Source organism: Streptomyces sp. NPDC102406 (genome assembly GCF_044765725.1).
Lineage (GTDB): Bacteria > Actinomycetota > Actinomycetes > Streptomycetales > Streptomycetaceae > Streptomyces.
The window spans coordinates 1,305,672-1,328,618 of the sequence record NZ_JBIWKP010000001.1; the positions used below are offsets into that span (position 1 = coordinate 1,305,672).

At 72.3% G+C, this 22,947-nt stretch carries 24 protein-coding genes; 8 read left to right on the forward strand and 16 right to left on the reverse strand.

Going from position 1 to position 22,947, the window contains the following annotated elements:
- Positions 1 to 84: 84 nt before the first annotated feature.
- The 3 genes from ACIRF8_RS06005 to ACIRF8_RS06015 form a co-directional block, all read right to left on the reverse strand.
- Positions 85 to 939, reverse strand: coding sequence for a PhzF family phenazine biosynthesis protein (locus ACIRF8_RS06005; RefSeq protein ID WP_404211261.1), 855 nt, complete (start codon positions 937 to 939; stop codon positions 85 to 87).
- 170 nt (positions 940 to 1,109) lie between these two features.
- A complete protein-coding gene (locus ACIRF8_RS06010; RefSeq protein ID WP_404211263.1) occupies positions 1,110 to 1,574 on the reverse strand; it encodes a lamin tail domain-containing protein in 465 nt (154 codons plus the stop codon).
- A 135-nt stretch (positions 1,575 to 1,709) separates the two neighbouring features.
- Positions 1,710 to 2,492 carry an SDR family oxidoreductase gene (locus ACIRF8_RS06015; RefSeq protein ID WP_404211265.1) on the reverse strand — a complete coding sequence of 261 codons (783 nt, stop codon included), beginning with the start codon at positions 2,490 to 2,492 and terminating at the stop codon, positions 1,710 to 1,712.
- Positions 2,493 to 2,679: 187 nt separating this feature from the next.
- On the opposite strand from ACIRF8_RS06015, the gene ACIRF8_RS06020 reads away from it, so the two are divergent.
- Entirely contained in the window at positions 2,680 to 4,311 is a 1,632-nt protein-coding gene (locus ACIRF8_RS06020; protein WP_404211267.1) for an alkaline phosphatase D family protein, read from the forward strand.
- Between the two features lie 16 nt (positions 4,312 to 4,327).
- Here the strand turns inward: ACIRF8_RS06020 and ACIRF8_RS06025 are convergent, their stop codons facing one another.
- Positions 4,328 to 5,326, reverse strand: coding sequence for a Gfo/Idh/MocA family protein (locus ACIRF8_RS06025; RefSeq protein WP_404211269.1), 999 nt, complete (start codon positions 5,324 to 5,326; stop codon positions 4,328 to 4,330).
- A 102-nt stretch (positions 5,327 to 5,428) separates the two neighbouring features.
- On the opposite strand from ACIRF8_RS06025, the gene ACIRF8_RS06030 reads away from it, so the two are divergent.
- From ACIRF8_RS06030 to ACIRF8_RS06040, 3 genes are read left to right on the forward strand one after another with little or no spacing between them, the layout of a single operon-like run.
- Positions 5,429 to 6,757, forward strand: a complete 1,329-nt coding sequence (locus tag ACIRF8_RS06030) for a multidrug effflux MFS transporter (RefSeq protein ID WP_404211271.1) — start codon at positions 5,429 to 5,431, stop codon at positions 6,755 to 6,757.
- On the forward strand, positions 6,703 to 7,893 hold the full coding sequence (locus ACIRF8_RS06035; protein WP_404211273.1) for a serine hydrolase domain-containing protein: 1,191 nt from the start codon (positions 6,703 to 6,705) through the stop codon (positions 7,891 to 7,893). The genes ACIRF8_RS06030 and ACIRF8_RS06035 overlap by 55 nt, the downstream gene beginning before the upstream one ends.
- A 25-nt stretch (positions 7,894 to 7,918) precedes the next feature.
- Positions 7,919 to 8,959 carry a small ribosomal subunit Rsm22 family protein gene (locus tag ACIRF8_RS06040; protein WP_404211275.1) on the forward strand — a complete coding sequence of 347 codons (1,041 nt, stop codon included), beginning with the start codon at positions 7,919 to 7,921 and terminating at the stop codon, positions 8,957 to 8,959.
- Here the strand turns inward: ACIRF8_RS06040 and ddaH are convergent.
- Together ddaH and ACIRF8_RS06050 are read right to left on the reverse strand one after the other, a co-directional pair.
- Positions 8,956 to 9,795, reverse strand: coding sequence for a dimethylargininase (ddaH, locus tag ACIRF8_RS06045; RefSeq protein WP_404211277.1), 840 nt, complete (start codon positions 9,793 to 9,795; stop codon positions 8,956 to 8,958). The genes ACIRF8_RS06040 and ddaH overlap by 4 nt on opposite strands.
- Positions 9,796 to 9,891: 96 nt before the next feature.
- Positions 9,892 to 10,077, reverse strand: coding sequence for a DUF6243 family protein (locus ACIRF8_RS06050; RefSeq protein WP_404211279.1), 186 nt, complete (start codon positions 10,075 to 10,077; stop codon positions 9,892 to 9,894).
- A gap of 165 nt (positions 10,078 to 10,242) precedes the next feature.
- On the opposite strand from ACIRF8_RS06050, the gene ACIRF8_RS06055 reads away from it, so the two are divergent.
- Positions 10,243 to 10,908, forward strand: coding sequence for a TetR/AcrR family transcriptional regulator (locus tag ACIRF8_RS06055; RefSeq protein WP_404211281.1), 666 nt, complete (start codon positions 10,243 to 10,245; stop codon positions 10,906 to 10,908).
- On the opposite strand, the gene ACIRF8_RS06060 is transcribed toward ACIRF8_RS06055, so the two are convergent.
- Positions 10,883 to 11,737: a glycerophosphodiester phosphodiesterase gene (locus ACIRF8_RS06060; protein WP_404211283.1), complete on the reverse strand. Its 855-nt coding sequence runs from the start codon at positions 11,735 to 11,737 to the stop codon at positions 10,883 to 10,885. The two genes, ACIRF8_RS06055 and ACIRF8_RS06060, sit on opposite strands and share 26 nt — an antisense overlap.
- Before the next feature lie 139 nt (positions 11,738 to 11,876).
- Between ACIRF8_RS06060 and ACIRF8_RS06065 the strand changes: the two genes are divergently transcribed.
- On the forward strand, positions 11,877 to 12,599 hold the full coding sequence (locus ACIRF8_RS06065) for a bifunctional DNA primase/polymerase (protein WP_404211285.1): 723 nt from the start codon (positions 11,877 to 11,879) through the stop codon (positions 12,597 to 12,599).
- Between the two features lie 95 nt (positions 12,600 to 12,694).
- Here the strand turns inward: ACIRF8_RS06065 and ACIRF8_RS06070 are convergent, their stop codons facing one another.
- The 4 genes from ACIRF8_RS06070 to efeO are packed head-to-tail and all read right to left on the reverse strand — an operon-like array spanning position 12,695 to position 17,016.
- Positions 12,695 to 13,681 carry a hypothetical protein gene (locus tag ACIRF8_RS06070; protein ID WP_404211287.1) on the reverse strand — a complete coding sequence of 329 codons (987 nt, stop codon included), beginning with the start codon at positions 13,679 to 13,681 and terminating at the stop codon, positions 12,695 to 12,697.
- Positions 13,682 to 13,718: 37 nt separating this feature from the next.
- Positions 13,719 to 14,564, reverse strand: a complete 846-nt coding sequence (efeU, locus tag ACIRF8_RS06075) for an iron uptake transporter permease EfeU (RefSeq protein ID WP_404211289.1) — start codon at positions 14,562 to 14,564, stop codon at positions 13,719 to 13,721.
- Positions 14,565 to 14,567: 3 nt separating this feature from the next.
- Entirely contained in the window at positions 14,568 to 15,827 is a 1,260-nt protein-coding gene (gene efeB, locus ACIRF8_RS06080) for an iron uptake transporter deferrochelatase/peroxidase subunit (RefSeq protein WP_404211290.1), read from the reverse strand.
- A 37-nt stretch (positions 15,828 to 15,864) separates the two neighbouring features.
- Entirely contained in the window at positions 15,865 to 17,016 is a 1,152-nt protein-coding gene (efeO, locus tag ACIRF8_RS06085) for an iron uptake system protein EfeO (RefSeq protein ID WP_404211292.1), read from the reverse strand.
- 228 nt (positions 17,017 to 17,244) lie between these two features.
- On the opposite strand from efeO, the gene ACIRF8_RS06090 reads away from it, so the two are divergent.
- Entirely contained in the window at positions 17,245 to 17,886 is a 642-nt protein-coding gene (locus ACIRF8_RS06090) for a PhzF family phenazine biosynthesis protein (protein WP_404211294.1), read from the forward strand.
- 12 nt (positions 17,887 to 17,898) lie between these two features.
- Here the strand turns inward: ACIRF8_RS06090 and ACIRF8_RS06095 are convergent, their stop codons facing one another.
- Together ACIRF8_RS06095 and map are read right to left on the reverse strand one after the other, a co-directional pair.
- Positions 17,899 to 18,549, reverse strand: coding sequence for a heme oxygenase (biliverdin-producing) (locus ACIRF8_RS06095; RefSeq protein WP_404211296.1), 651 nt, complete (start codon positions 18,547 to 18,549; stop codon positions 17,899 to 17,901).
- Between the two features lie 93 nt (positions 18,550 to 18,642).
- On the reverse strand, positions 18,643 to 19,518 hold the full coding sequence (gene map, locus ACIRF8_RS06100; protein ID WP_404211298.1) for a type I methionyl aminopeptidase: 876 nt from the start codon (positions 19,516 to 19,518) through the stop codon (positions 18,643 to 18,645).
- A gap of 68 nt (positions 19,519 to 19,586) precedes the next feature.
- Between map and ACIRF8_RS06105 the strand changes: the two genes are divergently transcribed.
- Positions 19,587 to 19,820, forward strand: a complete 234-nt coding sequence (locus tag ACIRF8_RS06105; RefSeq protein ID WP_404211300.1) for a hypothetical protein — start codon at positions 19,587 to 19,589, stop codon at positions 19,818 to 19,820.
- A 19-nt stretch (positions 19,821 to 19,839) separates the two neighbouring features.
- Here ACIRF8_RS06105 and ACIRF8_RS06110 read toward each other — a convergent pair whose 3' ends face one another.
- The 3 genes from ACIRF8_RS06110 to ACIRF8_RS06120 are packed head-to-tail and all read right to left on the reverse strand — an operon-like array spanning position 19,840 to position 22,947.
- Entirely contained in the window at positions 19,840 to 20,451 is a 612-nt protein-coding gene (locus ACIRF8_RS06110) for a hypothetical protein (protein ID WP_404211302.1), read from the reverse strand.
- A 16-nt stretch (positions 20,452 to 20,467) separates the two neighbouring features.
- Entirely contained in the window at positions 20,468 to 21,547 is a 1,080-nt protein-coding gene (locus ACIRF8_RS06115; protein WP_404211303.1) for a hypothetical protein, read from the reverse strand.
- Positions 21,547 to 22,947 carry a hypothetical protein gene (locus ACIRF8_RS06120; RefSeq protein WP_404211305.1) on the reverse strand — a complete coding sequence of 467 codons (1,401 nt, stop codon included), beginning with the start codon at positions 22,945 to 22,947 and terminating at the stop codon, positions 21,547 to 21,549. The genes ACIRF8_RS06115 and ACIRF8_RS06120 overlap by 1 nt, the downstream gene beginning before the upstream one ends.

Here is a 22,947-nt window from a genome sequence, read left to right on the forward strand (position 1 = left end):
GAGCCGTTCGGGTGACCTGTCCGGGTGGTGGGTGAGGCGGTCGGCGGCCACCGCGGCCCCTCGCCGCTGACCTGCCTGGACGCGCTACGGGATGGGTACGGCGGTGCCGCTCACCCGGACCCGCGCGTCACCCTCCCGCAGCGTCACCGTCAACTCGCCGGGGCGGCCCATGTCGGCGCCCTGGTACAGGGTCAACTCGGCGGCCCGAGGGATCAGGCCCAGTTCGCGCAGGTACGCCCCGAACGCCGCGGCGGCAGCGCCCGTGGCGGCGTCCTCGACGACACCCCCGACGGGGAACGGGTCCCGTACGTGGAAGGTAAAATCGCTCTCGCGCCACACCAGTTGGACCGTCGTCAGGTCCAGGCGGTGCATCAACGCGGCGAGCCGGTCGAAGTCGTAGTCGAGGTCGGCGAGGCGCTGCCGGGTGGCCGCGGCGAGGACGAGGTGGCGGGCGCCCGCGTAGGCGAGGCGGGGCGGGAGGGCCGGGTCGAGGTCGGCGGCCGGCCAGTCGAGCGCGGCCAGCGCCTCGGTGAGGTCGTCGTCGCTCACGTCCTCCAGGTGCGGCGCGACGCTCGTGAGGGTCGCGCGCAGGGCGTCCCCGGCCCGGTCGACGGTGACCGGGACCTCGCCGGCCGGGGTGTGGAACACGTAGTCGCCCGCGCCCTGCCGCTCGGCGAGGGCGACCGCGGTGGCGACGGTGGCGTGGCCGCAGAACGAGACCTCCGCCTTGGGGCTGAAGAAGCGCAGGGTGTACGTCCGTTCGTCGCTTCCGGCGGGGCCCGGGGTCACGAACGCGGATTCGCTGTAGCCGAGATCGGCGGCGATCTTGAGCATGCCCCCGTCGTCGAGGGCGGAGGCGTCGAGCACGATTCCGGCCGGGTTGCCTCCGGCGGGGCTGGTGGCGAAGGCGGTGTAGCGCAGCACGTCATCTTCGTTCATGAAGGCATTCTGACCCAGGCCCGCCCGCCCTCACCGGCAGATACACGGAAGGAGTGCCGGTATACGGAAGGAGTGCCGGTACAAGGAGTGCCGGTATGCGGAAGGGGCGTCCGCGCGTACGGCCGCGGACGCCCCTTCCTCCCCCCTCGTGATGGCTCAGTCGTGGGCCCTCAGTGGCAACTGACCCCGCCGGAGCCGAGCCGGCTCCAGGAGCAGGAGTCGAGCTGCGTGCCGCTCGGCTTGATCAGTCGCGCCTTGTCGCCCGTGTTGTTCCAGACGTACCAGCTACGGCCCCAGTACCGGACACCGGAGGCGTTGGTGCCCTTGCCGGTGCGGACCTTGACCGTCTTCCCGGCGCCGATCTTGTAGCTGCCGAAGGTGTACGTGTAGCCCGTGTTGTCCTTCAGCTTGTAGCCCTTGAGCTGGATCGCGGAGCGGGTGTTGTTGTGGATGTTCACCCACTCCGCGTTCAGCGAGCCGTTGCTGCCGCCGTCGGAGCCGGGGCTGTCGTACTGGATGTAGCCGAGGTGCAGCCCACCCTGGTGCGCGGCGGCGGAGGCCGGCGACGCGGCGAGCAGCGAACCCGCGAGGGCGACCGCGGCGAGGGCGGCCGGGGCCGCGGAACGTATGCGCAAAGTGCACTCCAAATGTGAAGTTCTCGTGGAGAGGAGCTGAGCATACGGGGCGCGGTGCCCAGTAATGAGCCGGTAGGCGCTATTCCGCTTGTAGAGATGTACATCTCAAGTAAACGGTGGGTTCATCGGGCGGGCTCAACCCCGGCCGATGTACGGCATGTTCGTGGCGAGCACCGTCGCGAACTGCACATTGGCCTCCAGCGGCAGCTCGGCCATGTGCCGCACCGTGCGGGCCACGTCCGCCACGTCCATCACCGGCTCCGTCGCGAGCTCCCCGTCGGCCTGCATGATCCCGGACCGCATGCGCTCGGTCATGTCGGTCGCCGCGTTGCCGATGTCGATCTGCCCGCAGGCGATGCGGTACGGGCGGCCGTCCAGGGAGAGCGACTTGGTCAGGCCCGTCAGGGCGTGCTTCGTCGCCGTGTACGCGACCGAACGCGGGCGGGGCGTGTGCGCCGAGATCGACCCGTTGTTGATGATCCGTCCGCCCTGCGGGTCCTGCTCCTTCATCAGCCGGAACGCCGCCTGCGCGCACAGGAACGCCCCGTTGAGGTTGGTGTCGACGACATGCCGCCACGCGTCGTACGCCAGCTCCTCCACGGGTACGCCACCGGGCCCGAACGTCCCCGCGTTGTTGAACAGCAGGTCGAGCCGGCCGAACCGGTCGCGTGCGGCGGTGAAGAGGGCCGCCACGTCGTCGGGGCTCGACACGTCGGTGCGGACGACGAGGGACTCCGCGCCGGGGGCCAGCCCCGCCGTCTCCTCCAGGGTCTCGGCGCGGCGGCCGGCGAGGGCCACGCGCCAGCCGGAGCGCAGCAGTTCGAGGGCGACGGCCCGGCCGATGCCGGAGCCGGCGCCGGTGACCACGGCGCTCCTGGGTCCGGTGGTTGTCGTCTCTGCGGTTCGCTGATCGTTCATGGGGCCGCAGCGTACGGGCGGCGCGGCCACGGGGAGATCACCGATCCGCCATGTGGCTGTTGTGTACGTGACAGGCCTGCGTCGTCCTGGCCCACTCGAATTCCCCTGACACCAGACACAGCACCAGACGCAGCACAGCACCGGACGCCGCACAGCAGACGACCTCAGCAGTCAGGGGAGGGGCCCCATGTCACACGTACCGCAGCACACGCCCGATCTTCGCGCCGCCGCCCAGCACCTGGGCCGCCGCCGGTTCCTCACCGTCACCGGCGCCGCCGCCGCGCTCGCCTTCGCCACCAACCTGCCGACCGCCGGCAGCGCCGCCGCCGCCGAACTGGACGCCCGCAAGATCACCAGCGACCCGTTCACCCTCGGTGTCGCCTCCGGCGACCCGCTGCCCACATCCGTACTGCTGTGGACCCGCCTCGCCCCGAAGCCCTACGAGACCGGCGGCGGACTGCCCGCCCGGCGTGTCGACGTGCGCTGGGAACTCGCCCACGACGAGCGCTTCCGGCGCGTCGCCAGGCGCGGCACCACCACCGCGCACCCCGAGTTCGACCACTCCGTGCACGTCGAGGTCGAGCACCTCGCACCGGGCCGCGTCTACTACTACCGCTTCCGCGTGGGCGGCTGGGTCAGCGAGACGGGCCGGACGCGCACCGCGCCCGCCGCCTCCGCGCACGTGGCGGCGCTGACCCTGGCCGCCGTCTCCTGCCAGGCGTACCACGACGGCTACTTCACCGCCTACCGGCACCTCGCCGACGACGACGTCGACGTCGTCTTCCACCTCGGCGACTACCTCTACGAGTACGCGGTCAACGCGGTCGGCGGCGCCCGCAAGTACACCGACCGCGTCCTGCCCGACGTCTTCAACCGGGAGACCGTGACCCTGGAGGACTACCGGCTGCGCTACGCCCTCTACAAGTCCGACCCCGACCTGCGGGCCGCGCACGCCGCGCACCCCTTCGTCGTCACCTGGGACGACCACGAGACCGAGAACAACTACGCGGGCGACATCTCCGAGAACGACGACAAGCCGGCCGAGTTCCTGCTGCGCCGCGCCTCCGCGTACCGCGCGTACTGGGAGAACCAGCCGCTGCGCCGCCCCCAGCTCCCGACCGGGCCCGACGCCCAGCTCTACCGCCGGCTGGTCTGGGGCCGGCTCGCCCAGTTCGACATCCTCGACACCCGCCAGTACCGCTCCGACCAGGCCTACGGCGACACCGCCCACGCGCCGGGACCCGAGTCGGACGACCCGAGGCGCACCATCACCGGCGCCACCCAGGAGCGCTGGCTCATCGACGGCTGGCGCCACTCGCGCGCCCTGTGGAACGTCGTGCCGCAGCAGGTCACCTTCTCCGAGCGCAAGCTCGACCTGACCGCGAACGCGAAGCTCTCCATGGATGCGTGGGACGGCTACCGGGCCTCACGCGACCGGGTGCTCGCCGGGGCCAAGGCGGCCCGCGTCGAGAACCTGATGGTTCTCACCGGTGACGTGCACGTCGGCTACGCCTTCGACATCAAGGACGACTTCGCCGACCCGGCGTCGCGCACCCTCGGCACCGAGATCGTCGCCACGTCCATCGCCTCCGGCAAGGACGGGGCGGAGCGGCCCGCCACCTGGGAGACGTACACCAAGGCCAACCCGCACCTGAAGTTCTTCGACGGGCGCCGGGGTTACGTGACCGTGGGCCTCGGCCGCACCGAGGCGCGGGCCGACTTCAGGACGGTCCCGGCCGTCACCGTGCCGGGGGCGCCGATCACGACGGCGGCCTCGTTCGTCACGGAGGTCGGCGACCAGGGCCTGCGTCCGGCGTGAGACCCCGCGGGGCGGCTCACCGCTCCCCGGGGTACCGGACCCCGACGGCCGCGCGCACGGCGTCCAGGGTCCGCATCACCGCGAGCGAGGAGTCCAACGGCACCAGCGGGGACTCCGTGTCACCGGCCCGCAGCCGCCCCATGACCTCCAGCGCCTCGTGCCGCATGGAGTCACGGGGCCCGTCCTCCGGCGCCGCCACGAACTCCTCGGGCTCGCGACCGTCCCGGCGCAGCACGAACCGCTCCGGGTAGAAGAACCCGGCGGGCACGTCGATCCGGCCCGCGGAACCCGTCACGGACGCCGTCACCCCCGTACCGGAATTGATCGCGCAGTGCAGCACGGCCTGCGCACCGCCCGCCCACGAGAGGAGCATCCCGGTCTGAAGGTCCACGCCCTCCGGGGAGAGCTCCGCCCGCGCGCTCACCCCGGACGGCTCACCGAGCAGCAGATGCGCGAACGACACCGGGTACACCCCGAGATCCAGGGTCGCACCGCCCCCCTGGGCCGGGTCCCGCAGCCGGTGCGCGGGCGGGAAAGGGCCGGCGAGCCCGAAGTCGGCCTGCACGGTGCGCACCTCACCGATCGCCCCGTCGTCGACCAGCGCCTTGAGCCGCCGGACCATCGGATGGCAGTACATCCACATGGCCTCCATCAGGAAGACGCCGCGCGCACGCGCGAGCGTCACCAACTCCTCGGCCTCGCGCGCGTTCAGCGTGAACGACTTCTCGCACAGCACCGCACGCCCCGCCTCCAGGCAGAGCCCGGCCGCCTCCCGGTGCGCGGCGTGCGGTGTGGCCACGTACACCACGTCGACATCCTCGTCGGCGGCGAGGGAGGCCCAGTCGCCGTAGGCCCGGTCGATCCCGAACCGCTCCGCGAACGCCTGCGCCGACGTCTTCGACCGTGAGGCCACCGCCACCACCTCGGCGTCCGGCAGGTCCGACAGGGTCGCCGTGAACGACGCGGCGATCCCACCCGTCGCGAGAATCCCCCACCGCACGCGTTCCGCTGCCATCCCAGCCACCTCAGATATCGGTTCCGACCACTGCGCCGAGCTGAGAGCATAGGTAATCGCACGTACGGCCGGGAGAGACGAAAGGGAACGAGGGGCGACAGGATGGCGGAGAGCGGAAGTACCGGGGACACCAGGAAGGAAGCGGAGCAGCCACAGGTCACCCGGGCGGAGGCGCCAACTCCCCTTCCCCGCGCGGCCGTTCGCACGAGCCTGCTCGTCACCCTGGTCCTCGGCGGGCTCACCGCGGTGCCGCCGCTGTCCATGGACATGTACCTCCCGGCCCTGCCCGAGGTCACCGGCGCCCTGCACACCTCCGCCGCCACCGCACAGCTCACCCTCACCGCCTGTCTGACCGGCATGGCGCTCGGCCAGCTCGTGGTCGGCCCGATGAGCGACAAGTGGGGCCGGCGCAGACCGCTCATGGCCGGCCTGTTCGTGTACGTCGCCGCCACCGCGATCTGCGCCTTCGCACCGGACGCCGCGTTGCTCGTCGCCTTCCGCCTCCTGCAAGGCCTGGCGGGCGCGGTCGGCATCGTCATCGCCCGGGCCGTCGTGCGCGACCTCTACGACGGCGTCGCCATGGCCCGCTTCTTCTCCACCCTGATGCTGATATCCGGCGTCGCCCCGATCGTCGCGCCCCTCATCGGCGGCCAGATCCTGCGCGTCACCGACTGGCGCGGCGTCTTCGTCGTGCTCACCTTCATCGGCATCGCCCTGACCGCGCTCGTCGGCAGGTTCCTGCCCGAGACGCTGCCGCCCGAGCGGCGCCACTCCGGCGGCACCCTCGAAGCCCTGCGCACCATGCGCTCCCTGCTCGCCGACCGCGTCTTCACCGGGTACATGGTCGCGGGCGGCTTCGCGTTCGCCGCGCTGTTCGCGTACATCAGCGCCTCCCCGTTCGTGATCCAGGAGATCTACGGGGCCTCGCCCCAGACCTTCAGCCTCCTCTTCGGACTCAACTCGATCGGCCTCATCGCCGTCGGCCAGCTCAACGGCAAGGTCCTCGTCGGCCGCGTCAGCCTCGACAAGGTCCTCGCCGTCGGCCTCTCGCTGACCGTCGTCGCCGCCGCCTTCCTGCTGCTCGTCGCCACCGGCACGTTCGGCGCCCCGGACGACGTCGGCCTGGCCCCCGTCGCCGCCGGACTCTTCGTGCTGATGGCATCCATGGGCCTCGCCACCCCCAACACCAACGCCCTCGCGCTGCTGCGCACCCCGCACGCCGCGGGCTCCGCGTCCGCCCTGCTCGGCACCTCGTCCTTCCTGATCGGCGCGGTCGCCTCGCCGCTCGTCGGCATCGCGGGCGAACACACCGCCGTGCCGATGGCCCTGGTCCAGCTCGTCTGCGGCCTGGCCGCCGCCGTCGCCTTCCTGGCCCTGTGCCGCCCCTGGCGCCACGCGGCCGGGGCGACGAGGGAGGTGACGGAGCGCTGAGCTCCCCACGACTGCGGCACGGCACCCCCGAGCGGGCCGGCCTGGACACCGGGCAGATCGCCCGCCTCGTCCGCCACGTACGCACCCTGCCGAACGGCGCGCGCCCCTGGTGCGCGGGCGCCGTGCTGCTCGCCGGGCGCGGCCCGGTCATCGCCGCCGAGACCGCCTGCGGCTGGGCCGTCCGCTACGCGGCCTACGACGAGACCGCCGACCGGGGCGTCGAACTCCCGGCCGCCGCCCGCGTCCCCATGACCCTCGACACGCCCTTCGACCTCGCCTCGCTGACCAAGCTGTTCACCACGATCGCCGCCGTGCAGCAGATCGAGCGCGGCACCCTCGGCATCGACGCCCGGGTCGGCGCCTACCTCCCCGAGTTCACCGGCGCGGCCCGCGCCGCCACGACCGTCCGCCAGCTCCTCACCCACACCTCGGGCCTGCGCCCCGAACTCCCGCTGTACGACGCCCCCGACCGGGCCGCCCGGCTCGCGCTGCTGCGCGCCGAGGCCCCGTCGTCGAAACCCGGCGAGTACCTCTACTCCGACCTGAACATGCTGCTGCTCCAGCACCTCCTGGAGCGCCTCACAGGACGCCCCCTCGACGTCCTCGTCCGCGAGGGCATCACCCGCCCCCTCGGCATGACCGCCACGTCCTACGGGCCACGGGCCGGCGCCGCCGCCACCGAGGACCAGCGCCGCCCCTGGGCCAAGGCCGAGCGCGGCATGCTGCGCGGCGAGGTGCACGACGAGAACGCCTGGGCCCTCGGCGGCGTCGCCGGCCACGCGGGCCTCTTCTCCACGGCGTACGACCTGGCGGTGCTCTGCCGGACCCTGCTCGGCGGCGGCTCGTACGGCACCGCCCGCATCCTCGGCCCCGACTTCGTCGACCTGATGCTCGCGGCGCCCGGGCTCGGCTTCCGTGTCGACGAGGCGTCGTTCATGGGGGAGCTCGCGGGCGCGGGCGCGGCCGGGCACACGGGCTTCACGGGTACGTCCCTCGTCCTGGACCCGGTGACGGACACGTTCCTGGTGCTGCTCGCCACCACGGTCCACCCGCGCCGCCGCCCCGCCGACAACCGCCCCCGCGCCACCGCGGCGACCCGACTGGCCCACGCGGTGACGGGCCCACCAGGGTCCTGACCCGCCAGCCTCTAGGATCGTCCGGGTGAACGCCCCGATCGACCCCACCGAGACCACCCCGGCCGCCGAGCCCGCCGACACCCTGCGCTCGGCGCTCGCCGGGCTCCTCGACGGCCTGCCGCCCACGCAGGCGGCCCGCGCCGTGGACCGGCTCATCGCGAACTACCGGGGCACCACCCCCACCGGGGCGCCGATCCTGCGCGACCGGGCGGACGTCGCGGCGTACGCGGCCTACCGGATGCCGGCCACGTTCGAGGCGGTCCGCTCCGCGCTCGGCGCCCTGCGCGACGCGGCCCCGGCCGACTGGGCGCCCGCCGGGCACGTGGACATCGGCGGCGGCACGGGCGCGGCGGTGTGGGCGGCCCGCGCGACGCTGCCCGGGGTCCGCCCGACCACCGTCCTCGACTGGTCGGAACCGGCGCTGGCACTCGGCCGCGAACTGGCCGACGCCGACCGGCGGTTGGCGGAATCGGTCCGGTGGGAGCGGGCCCGGATCGGGGCGGCGCAGGAGCTGCCCGCGACCGACCTGGTCACCATCTCGTACGTCCTGAAGGAACTCACCGACGCCGACCGGGCGGCGGTCGTCGACGCGGCGGCTCGGGCGGCGCACCCCGGACACGGCGCGGTGGTGGTCGTCGAGCCCGGCACCCCCGACGGCTACACCCGGATCATCGAGGCCCGCGACCGGCTGATCGCCGCGGGCTTCCACATCGCGGCGCCCTGCCCGCACAGCGGCCCCTGCCCGATCGCCCCCGGCGAGGACTGGTGCCACTTCTCGGTGCGGGTCAGCCGCTCCTCCCTGCACCGCCAGGTCAAGGGCGGCTCACTGGCGTACGAGGACGAGAAGTTCTCCTACGTCGCCGCCACCCGCTTCCGCCCCGCGCCCGCCGCGGCCCGGGTGATCCGCCGCCCCCAGCTCCGCAAGGGCCAGGTGCTCCTGGACCTGTGCGTGGCGGAGGGCGGCCTGGCCCGGACGACGGTGACGAAGAAGCACGGGGCGCTGTACAAGGAGGCGCGGGACGCGGACTGGGGCGACCCGTGGGCCGGTCGTGGCCAGCAGGTCTAGCGGAGTTCGAGCGTGCAGCACTTCACGCTCCCGCCCCCCTTCAGCAGCTCCGAGAGGTCCATCGCGACGGGCACGAACCCTCGTTCCCTGAGCGGTCCGAACAGCCCGACGGCGCCCTGCGGGATCAGCACGTTGCGCCCGTCCGACACCGAGTTCAGGCCGAAGGCGACCGCGTCGGGCGCCTCGGCGATCAGCGCGTCGGGGAACAGCCGCCGCAGCACGTCCTGGCTCCCCGCCGAGAACGCGGCCGGGTAGTACATGACCTCGTCCGCGTTGTCGTCGAGCACGGCGAGCGCCGTGTCCAGGTGGTAGAAGCGCGGGTTCACCAGGTCGAGCCCGATCACCGGCCGCCCGAACACCTCCTGGGCCTCCCCGTGCGACAGCGGCGACGCCCGGAAGCCGCGGCCCGCGAGCACGTACGAGGCGGTGACGGCGAAGTCCCCCTCGCCCTCGTTGACGTGCACCGGCTCGTGCACCTCGGGGTAGCCGTGCGCCCGGAACCACTCCAGGTGGGCGGCGGCCTCCGCCTCCCGCTCCGGGTACGCGAACCGCGCCCCGAGCACCCGCCCGTCGACCACGGTGGCCCCGTTGGCGGCGAAGACCATGTCGGGCAGTCCCGGCCGCGGGTCGAGCACCTCCACGGTGTGGCCGAGCGCGCGGTACCGGTCGCGCAGGTCCTCCCACTGGGCGACGGCGAGCGGGACGTCGACGGGTTTCGCCGGGTCCATCCACGGGTTGATCGAGTAGGTGACCTTGAAATGTGCCGGTGGGCACATGAGGTAGCGCCGGGGTGTGGCGCGTCGTTCGGCGGAACACCCGGCATACGGCTCACGCAATGAGGGCTCCTCACAACCGCAGGGTCTGTTGCGCCCATGGTGCGGTCGGAGGAGCCCTCAGGGATGTGCACCGAACGGGTGGTTCACAGGGTCGGATCACGAGGTACTGCCGGAACCGCGCCTCTCCCGCAACGTGCGCAACAACTCTCGCTTCTGTGCCACCGGATCAACGGCCCCGCCGCCCACCTGACCGCCTCGGCCACCGCCGCGCAGCGCCTTGCGGGAAAGGTTGCGACGGGTTCCGCCGACGCCCAGCATGCCGCTTGCTCCACCTCGGGTCATGACGTACTCCTCACTCGTCGGATCACGTCGGCACGATCTCAAAACGAGACGGCTCGTCTCGTTTGCCGACGCTCACACTCTGGACGAGACGGTCCGTCTTGTCAATCGCCTATCGCCAACTTTCGAGACGGCACGTCTCGCCTCGTCCGCTGCTACATTCGAACCATGTCTGACACGTCCAACCGCGCCCCGAAGAAGACGGCCCCCGACTCGGCCCGCCGCAGCGAGCGCTCGCGCCGTGCGATCTACGACGCCGCCCTCGCCCTGATCGGCGAGATCGGCTACCCCCGCACGACCATCGAGGGCATCGCCGCCCGCGCCGGTGTCGGCAAGCAGACCATCTACCGCTGGTGGGGATCGAAGGCCGAGGTCCTCATGGAGGCCTTCCTCGACATCAACGAGCAGAACGCCCGCACCGCCGCGGAGAAGTACCCCGTCCCCGTCACCACGACCGGCCTGCCCGACACCGGCGACCTGGAGACCGACCTCAAGCTGGTGCTGCGCGCCACGATCGACGAGCTCAAGGACCCCCGCTTCGAGGCCCCGGCCCGCGCGCTCGCCGCCGAGGGTGTCGCCAACCACGAGTTCGCCGAGGAGTTCATCACCCGGCTCCTCATGCCCGGCCTCGACCTGTACACCGACCGGCTGCGCGCCGCCCAGGAGGCGGGCGACATCCGCGCGGAGGTGGACCCGACCGTCGCCCGCGACCTGTTCGTCTCCCCGCTCGCCCAGCGCTGGCTCCAGTACACGGGCCCGCTCGACCACGCGTACGCCGACAAGCTCGTCGAGTACGCGCTCTACGGGATCAGCGCCCGCCCGAGGAAGCAGTAACAGGCGTAGCCCGCAGCAGCCCGGGCGCGTTCGTGATGACGCCGTCGCAGCCGAGCCGCAGCACCCGGTCCCGGTCCCGGGGCGTGTTCACGGTGTGCGCCCACACGTGCCGCACCCCCGAGCGCACCGCCCGCACCAGGTCCGCGTCCCGGGCCGCGTGGTCCATGTCGAGCACGTCGACGTAGGAGGCCCACAGCTCGGGCCGGTCGGTCCTCATCTGCTGTGCGGAGCGCCAGAGTTGCGTGATCAGGCCGAGCCGGTGCGCGCGCTCCGCGACGACCGGGCTGTTGGAGTTGACCAGCACCGAGCGGGTCAGCCCGCGCTCCTCGACCAGCCGGGCGAGCCGGCCGAGGCTCGCCGGGTCCTTGGCCTCCAGCATCAGCACGGTCCTGCCGCCGAACCGGTCCAGCACCTCCGCGACCGTGGGGGGCCGCTCCGGGAGCCACAGGCCCGGCAGCGACGGCCTGGGCCGCAGCAGCACGCGCCGCCACGCCGGCCGGTCCAGCGCCGCGACCGGGCCCGCCGAGTAGGTCGTACGGTCCAGCGTCGCGTCGTGCATGACGACGAGGGTGCCGTCGCGCAGCATCCGCGTGTCGAGGTCGAGGACCTGCGCGGTGCCCCGCCGGAACGCCGCCGTCAGCCCCGACATGCTGTTCTCCGGCACCTCCAGGGCGCCGCCGCGGTGCGCCGTGTAGGTGATGCGGGGCAGGGCCTCCACCGCGACCGGACCGCCGCCCCCCGTCGACGGGACCGTGAGGGCCACCACGGTCAGACAGAGGGCACCGGTGAGGCCGACGACCGGCACGGCCTTGACGGCGAGAGTGACCATGGCCCACACGGTAGGTGTGCAATTAGGTGTAAATAGGGCAATGACACCCTGTGGCCTCTCCGGCAGCGCGATGGTGGGACCATGGGAGCCCGGGGTCGTCCGGCACCCGGCACGAGTCGACGGTGTGGCAAGGGGATAGATGGGCGCGGAGCACGGTGACAGCACTCGCTCGGGTCTGGGGAGGTTCGCCCACTGGCTGAAGTCGGCCAGAGCCCCCAAGGAGACCCGGGCCGACGAGAGCCGCGAGTCCTTGCTGCTCGCCGCTGCCGCCGCCGGGCTGCCGCTCGCCCCGGCCGCCCACCCCGCCGACTACCGATGTTCCTGCAACCGCATCGGCTGTCCCACCCCGGGCCGCCACCCCGTCTCCTTCGCCTGGCAGACGCAGTCCACGACGGACCGCGCCCAGATCGAGCGGTGGGCCCGGCACCAGCCGCAGGCCAACTTCATCACCGCGACCGGCATGGTCCACGACGTCCTGGACGTACCGCTGGAGGCCGGCCGCGAGGCGCTGGAGAGGCTGCTGTCCCGGGGCATCGACGTCGGCCCCGTCGCCGAGTCGGGCGGCGACCGCATGCTCTTCTTCACGGCGACCCGCGGTACGCCCGAGGACGAGGACGAGTGGTGGCCCTGCGAGCTGGACTGCCACCCCGAGACGATGGACGAGCACCCGGGCATGCGCTGGCACTGCCGCGGCTCCTACGTCCTGGTCCCGCCGGCCCGGCTGCCCGGCGACCGCGCGGTGAGCTGGATCCGCGGCCCCGAGCACCCGCTGCCGGACCCGCTGACCCTGCTGGAGGCGCTCACCGACGCCTGCGCCCGCCACGCGGGAGCGGAACCGGACTACACCTCGGCCTGGCCGTAACCAGATCAAGCCCCTCCAACGACCAGCCCCTCCGGCGATTGAGGAGCGGGGTCCGGGGCGGAGCCCCGAAACGCCCACGACAGCCCCGCGAGTGATCAAGACCCCTCGGCGGTGGTGATCCCCTCGACCCGGTTCAGCACCCGCACCCCTTCACCGGCAGAACCCCCCGGAGGGACCAGCGCCGTCTGGTTCGACACGTACCCGTACATCGCCGCCTGCTTCGCGTCCCCCGTCATCAGCGCCTTCACGCTCGGGCTGATCGCGGGCAGGTCGCTGCCGGCGAACGCGGTCTGCTTCTCGTAGCGCCGCGTCGTGAAGAAGACGAGCGCCGCGCCGTCCTCGGTGCGCAGCGCGACCGGCGCGTAGTCGCCGGACGTCAGCGGTTCGTCGATGAACTGGGTGGACAGCCCCGGCCGCGACTCGTTCTTCTTGCGCGACGCGCGCCACTCGGAGGTGTAGGGCCCCGCCGCGAACCCGGGGCCGCCGTCCTCCAGGTACCGGGCGTACTTCCGGCTCAGGTCGCCCGGCCGCACGGCGAGCCCCTTCGCGCCCGGGGCGACGGCCTCGGCCCAGCCGTCCTCGTCCTTCTTGAACTCCGGGAGGGTGTCGCCGCGGAACAGCGTGAGGTACGAGACCGCCCACGGCTCGTCCTCGGAGTCACGGGTGAAGACCATGACCCAGCGCGAGTTCGCGACCCGGTTGTTGGCGCTGTCCGTGACGAACCAGCGCGGCCAGCCGGCCTTCTTCGGGACGGTGAAGCGGGAGTCGGTGAGCTTCAGCGGCGTGTACTTGGGGTTGCCGCCCGGGTTCACCGTGCGGCCCGCCTTCAGCTTGGCCGCGTCGATCGCGCCGAGCGCCCCGGTGACGTACGGGGCGTCGGCGGCCCGGTCGTAGGTCTTGTCCGCCTTGTTGTACGCGGTGACGAAGGTGTCCAGGGCGCGCGCGGCCTGCGCCTTCGTCGTCGTGGGCACGACCTCCAGCTCCCCGTGCACGGTCACGCAGCCGCTCGCCGTGAGGGACAGCGCGGCGACCGCCGCCACCGCCGCGACGGACCTGCCGAGCCCGATCCTGACCTCGCTCATGACGTTGTTCTCACCTTCCCCTTCCCGGGGCCGAACCCTACCGGGAAGAGGAGGCGTCCAGCGCCGCGCCCCTGCGGGACAGCAGCCCCGGCGGGGCGAAGAAGAGAGCCAGTGTCGGCACCAAGTAGGCGATCCACACGGTGACTTGGAGGACGGTCGGGTCCGGCTGGAAGTTGAGGACGCCCTTCAGGAGCGTGCCCAGCCAGCCGTCGGGGGCGATCGTGCCGCTGATGTCGAACGCCAGATCGTTCAGACCGCCGATGAAGTCGGCCTCCTGCAAGTCGTGGAAGCCGTACGCCAGCACGCCCGCGGCCACGACGACCAGCATGGCGCCGGTCCACGTGAAGAATTTCGCCAGGTTGATCCGCAGCGCGCCCCGGTAGAACAGCCAGCCGAGCAGCACCGCCGTGGCCAGGCCGAGCAGCGCCCCGGCCACCGGTTCCACCGTGCCGTTGCCGGTGGCGTGCACCGCCGTCCACACGAACAGCGACGTCTCCAGACCCTCCCGGCCGACGGCGAGGAACGCCGTGACGACCAGCGCGGCCGTGCCCGCGCGCAGCGCCGTGTCCAGCTTCCCGTGCAGTTCGGCCTTCAGGTGCCGGGCGGTGCGCCGCATCCAGAACACCATCCACGTCACCAGGCCCACGGCGACGACCGACAGCGAACCGCCGAGCGCCTCCTGCGCCTTGAACGTCATCTCCTGCGAGCCGAACTCCAGGGCCGCGCCGAACACCAGCGCCAGCAGCACGGCGGCGCCGATGCCCAGCCACACCGGCTTCAGGGCGTCCTTGCGGCCCGTCTTCACCAGGTACGCGATCAGGATGCAGACGATGAGGCTCGCCTCAAGACCCTCACGCAGTCCGATCAGATAGTTCGCGAACATCTCTCAGGCCCCGTTCCCGCTGTTCTCGAAGAGGCCGCGGCCCCACCAGTCGTCCGTGTCGCGCACCCCGGGCGGCACCGCGAACACCGCCGACCCCACGTGCTGGATGTACTCGTTGAGCGCGTCGTGCGCCGCGAGGCTGCGCTGCACCGGGATGAACCCCTCGCGCACGTCCTTCTGGTACGCGAGGAAGAACAGCCCGGCGTCCAGGCGGCCCAGACCGTCGGTGCCGTCCGTGAACGAGTAGCCGCGCCGCAGGAGCGTCGCGCCGTGGTTGGAGTCGGGGTGCGCGAGCCGCACGTGCGCGTCCGGCTTCATCGCCTTCAGGAACGGCTCGTCGCGCTCCTTGGCCTTGCCGACCGGCGCGCCCACGCCCTTGTCGCGTCCGAACACGTCCTCCTGCTCCTGGAGCGACGTACGGTCCCACGTCTCGATGTTCATGCGGATGCGCCGGGCGACCAGGTACGAGCCGCCCTTCATCCACCCCTCGTCGGAGACCCACACGTGCTTGTCGAGCCGCGCGGTGTCCGTCCCCGCGATGTTGCGGGTGCCGTCCTTGAAGCCCATCAGGTTCCGGGGGGTCTGCGCGTCCGGCGTCGTCGACGACGTCTTGCCGAAGCCGAGCTGCGACCAGCGGATGGCGACCTTGCCGAAGCCGATCCGGGCCAGGTTGCGGATGGCGTGCACGGCGACCTGCGGATCGTCCGCGCAGGCCTGCACGCACAGATCGCCGCCGCTGCGGGCCTTGTCGAGGTTGTCGCCGGGGAACTTCGGCAGCTCCACCAGCGCCTCGGGCCGCCGCCCGGAGATCCCGAACGCCTTCCCGTACTTCTCGAAGAGGGACGGGCCGAAACCGATCGTCAGGGTGAGCCGCGACGCCTTGAGGCCGAGCGCCTCGCCGGTGTCGTCCGGCGGCGCCTCGGCGAGCCCGCCGTACGCGCCCTCGCCGACCGGGCGCCCCTCGGTCATCAGCGCGGCGGCCTTCGTCCAGTCCTTCAGGAGCCGCACGAACTCCTCGCGGTCGTCCGTCGTGACGTCGAACGCGGCGAAGTGCAGCCGGTCCTGCACGGCCGTCGCGATACCGGCCTGGTGCGGGCCGTGGAACGGGACCGCGCCGCCGGACTCGGCGGCCGGCTGCATGTCGTCGCCGTCGGAGCGGGTCAGCGCGACGGCGCCGCCCGCGGCCGCGGCGCCGAGCGCGAGCCCGGCGCCGCCCACCGCGAGCAGCGAACGCCGGGACGGGGCGGGGGAGTTGTCCGTCATGGCGGAATCCTCGGTGTCGTTCCCGATCACTTCGTGGCTACTTCACGACCGCGGCGGCCAGCTTCGACAGCGGCTCCGCGAGCGCGTTGACCGCGTCGGACAGCTCCTTCTGGTCCGCCTTGCCGACCTTGTCGTAGGAGGTGTAGACGTACGCCTTCTTGTCCTCGCGGTAGGTGCCGAGGAGCTTGTCGAGCGCCGCGAACTGCTTGTCCAGCTCCTTGGTCAGCGCCTTGTCGTTCTCCGCGGCGACCGGCTTGAGCAGGCCGTACGCCTTCTCGGCGCCCTCGACGTTGGCCTTGAAGTCGACGAGGTCGGTGTGCGAGTAGCGCTCCTCCTCGCCGGTGACCTTGCCGGTGGCGACCTCGTCGAGCAGCTCCTTGGCGCCGTTGGCCATCGAGGTCGGGGTGATCTCGGCCTTGCCGACGCGCCGCTGCCAGTCCTTCAGGTCCTTGTCGAGCAGGTCGGCGAGCTGCTTCTCGCGCGCGCCGATCTTCTTGTCCTGCCACAGCGCCTTCTCCAGGCGGTGCCAGCCGGTCCAGTCCGTCTTCGGGTCCTGGCCGTCCTCGAGCCCGTCCTCGCGCACGTCGACGCGCGGGTCGATGTCACCGAACGACTCGGCGACCGGCTCGGTGCGCTCCCAGCCGATGCGCGAGGGTGCGTACGCCTTCTTGGCCGCCTCCACGTCGCCGGCGCGGACCGCGTCCGTGAAGGTCTTCACGTCCGGCAGCGTCGCGTCGGCCTGCGCCTGCACGTACTGGCGGTACGCGGCCACGGCGTCGTCGAGGCGCGGGTCGCGCTTGACGGCCTTGCCGCCGGTCGCCGTCACGTCCTGGCGGTGCCCCTTGCCCTTCATGCCGGGGATGCAGGCGATGCGGTAGGCGCCGCTCTTCACCTCGGCGGTCAGGGTGTGCTTGGTGCCGGGGCCGATGTTCTCGCGCTCGGAGACGATGCGGTCGTCGGGGAAGAGGATCTCGACCTCGGTGACGCGCGAGCCCTTGTTCTCGACGGCCAACTCGACGTGCCCGGAGGGGAACTCGGTCCGCGACACCTTGCAGGCGTCGTCGGTTGCGGTGACCTCGATGGCGCCGGAACCACCCTTGGCGTCGCTCTTCTCGGTGCATCCCGTCACGACGGTCAGAGCCGCCACCGTGGCGACGGCGGTGGCGGCGGAGAGACGTACGGCTCGCATGCGGGCTCCAAGAAAGTACACAGCTACAAAGGAAGTACACAGGTACAAAGGCGGCCCTAACTTATATGAGGCTTGCCTTAGTGCTACCCGTTCGTCCCGTGATTCACCTCTCATGAGAAGCGCCTGGTCGCGGCCCGGACACAGACGACCCTCGGGCGACCCACGGGGTGGTCAAAGGGTGGTCAAGCGGTGGCGGGAGCGGGCGCCCGGGCGTGGTTCACTTCCCCGGTGGACCACGACGTACTGCATGTCTTCTGCGGGCCCGACGGCCGTCACGGCAACCAGCTCGGAGTCGTCCGCGAGGGAGCCCTCCTGCCCGGCCGACAGGAACGCCAGGCCTTCGCGGCCGGACTGGGCTTCAGCGAGACCGTCTTCGTCGACGACCCCGAGCGCGGCATCATCGACATCTACACACCGACGCTGCGCCTGCCCTTCGCCGGGCACCCCTGCGTCGGCGCCGCCTGGCTGCTCGACGTCGCCGAACTGGTCGTGCCCGCGGGCGTCGTCGGGGCCCGCCTCGACGGGGAGTTCACCTGGATCGAGGCGCGCCCCGAGTGGGCCCCGCCGCGCACGCTGCGCCGGTACGGCTCCGCGGCCGAGGTGGACGCGCTGGAGGTGCCGCCGCCGGGGGAGTGGCTGTACGCGTGGGCCTGGGAGGACGAGGCGGCGGGCCGGATCAGGGCCCGCGCCTTCCCCGGGCGCGACGACGGCATCGACGAGGACGAGGCCACGGGCGCGGCGGCGCTCCTGCTCACGGCCCGCCTCGACCGCGCCCTGAACATCCGCCAGGGCAGCGGCTCCCAGCTCCTGACGGCACCGCAGCCCGGAGGCTTCGTCGAGGTGGGCGGCCGGGTGCGCCTGCGCGCCTAGGACCAGGTACGCCTAGGCGGCCACCGGAAACTCCTCGCCCAGGGCCCGGAACACAGCCGTGTTCAGCGCGAACGCGGCTCCGCACTCCGTCACCACCCGCTGCTTCTCCAGTTCGTCCACCGCGAGGGCGTCGAGCAGCGCGCGGTACCCGCGCTTGAACGCGGCCGGGTTGCCGATCTCCTCGAACACGTAGAACCGCACCCCGTCGCCCTTGCGCGCGAACCCCCACGTCCGCTCCGCGCGGTCGCGGATGATCTGGCCGCCGGAGAGATCGCCCAGGTAGCGCGTGTAGTGGTGGGCCACATAACCGGCCGGCCAGGACCGGGCGCACTCCCCGACCCGCGCCGCGTACGCCGCCGTCGCCGGCAGCGCCGAGACCCGCTCGCGCCAACCGGGGCCCCGCAGATGCGCGAGGTCGCGCTCCAGCGCGGGCAGGCGCCGCAGCTCCGGCCGGAGGAAAGGGCCCGCGACGGGGTCGTCCGCCAGGTGCTCCGCGCCGCTCTCCAGTGCCGCGTAGACGCACCACAACTGTTCCGTGTAGCGCGCGAAGGCATCGACGCCCAGCGCGCCGCCGAGCAGGTCGCGCAGGAACGTCGACGTCTCGGCCGCGGTGTGCTGCTCGTGCGAGGCGGTACGGATGAGAGTGGAGAACGAGGGGTCCATGGAGCCTCCGCGGCTTTCCCGACATCCTGTCGGTAAAACACGTACCCGCTGCGTGGTCCGGGGGAACGCGGGGAACCCGCACGGGCCCGCGGGCTACGGCAGCGTCAGGATCTCCGTGCCCGTCTCCGTGACGACCAGCGTGTGCTCGAACTGCGCCGTGCGCTTGCGGTCCTTGGTGACGACCGTCCAGCCGTCGGCCCACATGTCGTACTCGTACGTGCCGAGCGTCAGCATCGGCTCGATCGTGAACGTCATGCCGGGCTGGATCACCGTCGTCGCGTGCGGGCTGTCGTAGTGCGGGACGATCAGGCCGCTGTGGAACGACGTGTTGATGCCGTGGCCGGTGAAGTCGCGCACGACCCCGTAGCCGAACCTCTTCGCGTACGACTCGATGACCCGGCCGATGATGTTGATCTGGCGGCCCGGCTTCACGGCCTTGATGGCGCGCTCCAGGGACTCACGGGTGCGCTCGACGAGCAGCCGCGACTCCTCGTCGACGTCGCCCACCAGGTACGTGGCGTTGTTGTCGCCGTGCACGCCGCCGATGTACGCCGTCACGTCGAGGTTGATGATGTCGCCGTCGCGCAGCACCGTGGAGTCGGGGATGCCGTGGCAGATGACCTCGTTGATGCTTGTGCACAGCGATTTGGGGAAGCCGCGATATCCGAGCGTCGAAGGGTAGGCACCGTGGTCGCACATGTACTCGTGCGCGATCCGGTCCAGCTCGTCGGTGGTGACGCCCGGCGCGATCGCCTTCGCGGCCTCGGCCATCGCCCGCGCGGCGATCCGGCCCGCGACGCGCATCGCCTCGATCGTCTCCGGGGTCTGGACCTCCGGTCCCTTGTACGGGGTCGGCGCGGGCTTGCCGACGTACTCGGGGCGCCGGATGTTGCCCGGCACGGAACGGATGGGGGACTGTACCCCCGGGACGAGGGCGGTGGGTGACGACTGCGTCGACTGGCCAGACATGCCAGCGAGTGTATCGAGCGGCCGTGGGGGACCATGGCCCTGAGCGTTACCGAGGAGAGGAGTCGGCCGTGGCCCTGTTCAAAAAGCGGACCGCAGGCAAGCCGGGCGAGTGGTTCTACTGCCTGGAGCACCAGAGGGTCGAGGAGGGGCCCGATTGCCCCGCCAAGGACCGGTTCGGCCCGTACGCGTCCCGCGGGGAGGCGGAACACGCGATGGCCACCGCGCGGGAGAAGAACCTCCAGTGGGAGAACGACCCGAAGTGGCACGACGCGACGGCGCGCGGGGAGGACGACGCGAGCTGAGGTGCTGACGGGCGGACCCTCACCAGCGGGCCGGTGGCGGCGCCGTCAGGTGGTCCGCGAGCCGGGAGAGGCGGTCACGGAAACCGCGTCGGCCGCGCGGGGTGTGCCCGCCGTTCTCCCCGGCCGCCGCGCTGACCAGGTGCTGCACGGTATCGAGGTCGAGGTCGGTGTCGCCGGGTACGGTCAGCGCGTCGTGCGCCATGGCGTGCAGGTCCCCGTTGCCCGCGGGCCCTGCGTCGAGCGCGAGGACCGTCGCCCCGGCCCGGCGGGCGTCGTGCACCCGCTCCAGAAGGGGCCCGCCCACCGCGTCCGGCGCCACCACCAGCAGCGTCTCACCGCGCTTGGCCGCCGCGAGCCGGCCGAGCCCGACGGCCAGATGGGCCGGGTCGTCGGGGCGCGCGGCGTGCCGCACGAGGGTCGGCGCCAGCTCGGGCGTGCCCGACCAGGCCGCCTCGTCCACCAGGTGCGCCGCCAGATGCCACGGCTCGTACGCCGCCGACCCCACCAGCAGCAGCCCGCCGCCGTGCGCCGACACCGAGGAGCGCAGCGTCCCGGCGAAGCGACGGGTGGCGGCGGGCCACTCGGTCCCGGCGAGGACCTCACGCAACAGGGCTACTCGTACCGCGTCCATGGGGACGCATGGTGCCTCACGTGGCGCCCGCGTCCGGGGCGTTCGCGGGAAGTCCGCCCGTACGGGTCGCTTCACGGGCCTGCTCCATCAGGCTCAGGAGGAGGTGTGCGGTCTCCGGGTGCCAGAGGTCGGAGTGGGCGCCGGGAAAGGTCCAGAACCCTCCGCGGTACACGCGTGAGGCGTTCACGGCGACCAGGCGGTGATGCAACTCCGCGTCCATGTAAGGACGTTCGGGCGCGTGCAGCCGGGTGTGGTGGACATCGACCGCCGCTGTGCGCAGCCCCGCCGTGCCGATGCCGCGCCGCCGCTCCGCCAGGAGGTGCCACAGCCCCGTGGCCCGGTCGTGCCGCGTGTGGGTGAGCGCGACGGGCCCGCTGACCGGGGCCCGCCCGAACAGGTCCGCATAACTGCCATCGTGGGCGAGAGTGCGTCGCGGCGCGGCCATCTGGAGGAGCAGCACCGAGTCGACCGTGTACGGGTGGCGGCCGTCGCGGTGGACCGGGCCCGCGAGCACGTGCTCGGGGCGGCGGGCGGTCGCGGCCGGGCCGGCCTCCGGCAGGGCCTGGCACAGGAAGCGGCAGCCGAACGAGTGGCCCACGCAGTGCAGGTACTGCCCGCCCGGCAGCCGCAGCGACGCGTCGGGACGAGGCGGGGTGCGCCGCTCGTCCAGGTAACCGAGGAGCGCGGCGAGGACGTGCGCGGCCTGGCCCTGGAGGGTGGCGTCACCGGCGCGGGCGCGAGCTTCGCGGTAGCGGGTGGCCGACTGCCAGCGCAGGGCGACGGGGAGCAGGCGCAGGGCGCCGGGCAGCCGCCCGTACCGGCTCCCGCGCCCGTCCCAGAGGTCGCCGGTGAGGGCGAGGAGGCGTTGGACGCGGCGCAGCGCCTCCTCGGGTGGTGTCATCCAGCCGTGCACGAAGACCAGCAGGTCGGTGGCGGTGTCCGGCACGCGGAGGGTTTGCCGCAGGAGTTCGGGCAGCTCCGCGTCGTCCTCGATCAGCCGCCCGCTGTCGGGATGGCGGAGCAGACCGGTCTCGTCGAGGTCGAGTGCCACGACGTCCGAGGCGATCGGCGTGGCCGCCGCCCGCGGGGCGGTCATCACGCCACCGCCGGGGCGAGCCGGGCGTCGTAACGGCCCTTGACCCCGTAGATGAGGCCGAGCAGGGTGCCGTACTCGCGGGCGAGGTCGTGCGTGATGCGGCGGAGCTGGCTGCCCACCTCCGTCCCCTCCTCCAGGAACGGCCTGAAGAAACGCTCCGCGTGCTCGACCGCGAGGACCTTGGGTGTGATCACCTCGGGAGCGATGGTGCAGGACGTGCCGAGCTCGGTCAGGACGCGGGCCACCGACTCCCCGCTGACCGGGGTGAAGTCCCCGGCCCTGCACACGCTCAGGTACAGCAGCGGGTTGCCCTTCAGGTGATGGATGCCGCAGGTGTGCGCGGTGGCGCGGTCGTCGTCGCCCCTGACCGCGCGGAGCACGTCACCCACCTTGATGGCCTCGGACGCGGTGGTGGACGCGTACAGCCGGGCCGGGTCCTGGCCGCGTTCCTGGCCGTGGCAGCACACGTAGATGACCTGGTCCTTGAACTTGTCGGGGTGCAGCAGGGCCAGGAAGTCGGGGCCGCGCGACATGCAGTTCACCAGGGTCGTGGCCCTGCCCAGAGTGTCGAGGACCTTGTCGTGCTCCTTCGGCAGGTCCTGGTGCACGAGGGCGAGCGTGCCGGGCGTGCTCCTGTCCCCGTCGGGGCCGCCGCGCGGGATCAGTGAACCGGCGCACGTGGCGGGCTGGTTGAGGCTGCGGTGCTCGATCAGGTGGCGGTAGCCGAGGAACTGCGGGCCCATGACCTCGGCGACCGTGCGCCGCCGCCCCCCGTCTCCCTCCGTGTACTCGTCCGCTGGGGGTTCGGCCATGTCGTCGCCCGGTGGCAGCGACAGCAAGGTCCATGGCGCGAACAGCTCGTCCGACCACACCCCGATCACGCACCGCCTGGACCGCAGCCGCGCGCACAGCGCCTCGGTCAGCTCGTTCATCGGCCGGGCGTCCGCATGGTTGAGGAAGATGGCCTCGAAGGCGCTGCGGCCCGCCGCCGCCAGCTTCCCGAAGACCGGCTCCCAGCGGTCCTCGTGCGGTCCGGCCGACCCGAGCCGCGTCGCCCAGCCCTGCGCGTCGATGGCCTGGTCCCACGCCTCGCGCAGTTCGCTCACGGTGGTGCCGATGAGCTCCTTGCGCACGCACCGGGCGGACCAGGCCGACGTCAGGTCGTCGGCGAAGAGAAGTCTGCACACGTAGCTGTGGTGCCCGGCGAAGTGGGTGAAGGCGAGGGTCACCTCGCGCGGTACGGCGGTCCCGAGCGAGGCGATGATGTCGTCGCGCCGGGTCTGCTTCTCCCGTTCGTTGAGCAGCGGCTGTCGCCGGGGAGCCCGGTACCGGTACGAGTCCTCCGGGTCAGGGGGGTCATGCGGCCCCTGGGGCGGTGCGGGATACGGGTGGGAATCCAT

What these genes read in the sequence shown, in the direction of transcription:
- ACIRF8_RS06005 (WP_404211261.1), bottom strand. Translation starts at nt 939, where the DNA reads ATGAACGAAGATGACGTGCTGCGCTACACCGCCTTCGCCACCAGCCCC.
- ACIRF8_RS06015 (WP_404211265.1), bottom strand. Translation starts at nt 2,492, where the DNA reads ATGAACGATCAGCGAACCGCAGAGACGACAACCACCGGACCCAGGAGC.
- ACIRF8_RS06020 (WP_404211267.1), top strand. Translation starts at nt 2,680, where the DNA reads ATGTCACACGTACCGCAGCACACGCCCGATCTTCGCGCCGCCGCCCAG.
- ACIRF8_RS06025 (WP_404211269.1), bottom strand. Translation starts at nt 5,326, where the DNA reads ATGGCAGCGGAACGCGTGCGGTGGGGGATTCTCGCGACGGGTGGGATC.
- ACIRF8_RS06030 (WP_404211271.1), top strand. Translation starts at nt 5,429, where the DNA reads ATGGCGGAGAGCGGAAGTACCGGGGACACCAGGAAGGAAGCGGAGCAG.
- ACIRF8_RS06050 (WP_404211279.1), bottom strand. Translation starts at nt 10,077, where the DNA reads ATGACCCGAGGTGGAGCAAGCGGCATGCTGGGCGTCGGCGGAACCCGT.
- ACIRF8_RS06055 (WP_404211281.1), top strand. Translation starts at nt 10,243, where the DNA reads ATGTCTGACACGTCCAACCGCGCCCCGAAGAAGACGGCCCCCGACTCG.
- ACIRF8_RS06060 (WP_404211283.1), bottom strand. Translation starts at nt 11,737, where the DNA reads ATGGTCACTCTCGCCGTCAAGGCCGTGCCGGTCGTCGGCCTCACCGGT.
- ACIRF8_RS06065 (WP_404211285.1), top strand. Translation starts at nt 11,877, where the DNA reads ATGGGCGCGGAGCACGGTGACAGCACTCGCTCGGGTCTGGGGAGGTTC.
- ACIRF8_RS06070 (WP_404211287.1), bottom strand. Translation starts at nt 13,681, where the DNA reads ATGAGCGAGGTCAGGATCGGGCTCGGCAGGTCCGTCGCGGCGGTGGCG.
- efeU (WP_404211289.1), bottom strand. Translation starts at nt 14,564, where the DNA reads ATGTTCGCGAACTATCTGATCGGACTGCGTGAGGGTCTTGAGGCGAGC.
- efeB (WP_404211290.1), bottom strand. Translation starts at nt 15,827, where the DNA reads ATGACGGACAACTCCCCCGCCCCGTCCCGGCGTTCGCTGCTCGCGGTG.
- efeO (WP_404211292.1), bottom strand. Translation starts at nt 17,016, where the DNA reads ATGCGAGCCGTACGTCTCTCCGCCGCCACCGCCGTCGCCACGGTGGCG.
- ACIRF8_RS06095 (WP_404211296.1), bottom strand. Translation starts at nt 18,549, where the DNA reads ATGGACCCCTCGTTCTCCACTCTCATCCGTACCGCCTCGCACGAGCAG.
- map (WP_404211298.1), bottom strand. Translation starts at nt 19,518, where the DNA reads ATGTCTGGCCAGTCGACGCAGTCGTCACCCACCGCCCTCGTCCCGGGG.
- ACIRF8_RS06110 (WP_404211302.1), bottom strand. Translation starts at nt 20,451, where the DNA reads ATGGACGCGGTACGAGTAGCCCTGTTGCGTGAGGTCCTCGCCGGGACC.
- ACIRF8_RS06115 (WP_404211303.1), bottom strand. Translation starts at nt 21,547, where the DNA reads ATGACCGCCCCGCGGGCGGCGGCCACGCCGATCGCCTCGGACGTCGTG.
- ACIRF8_RS06120 (WP_404211305.1), bottom strand. Translation starts at nt 22,947, where the DNA reads ATGGATTCCCACCCGTATCCCGCACCGCCCCAGGGGCCGCATGACCCC.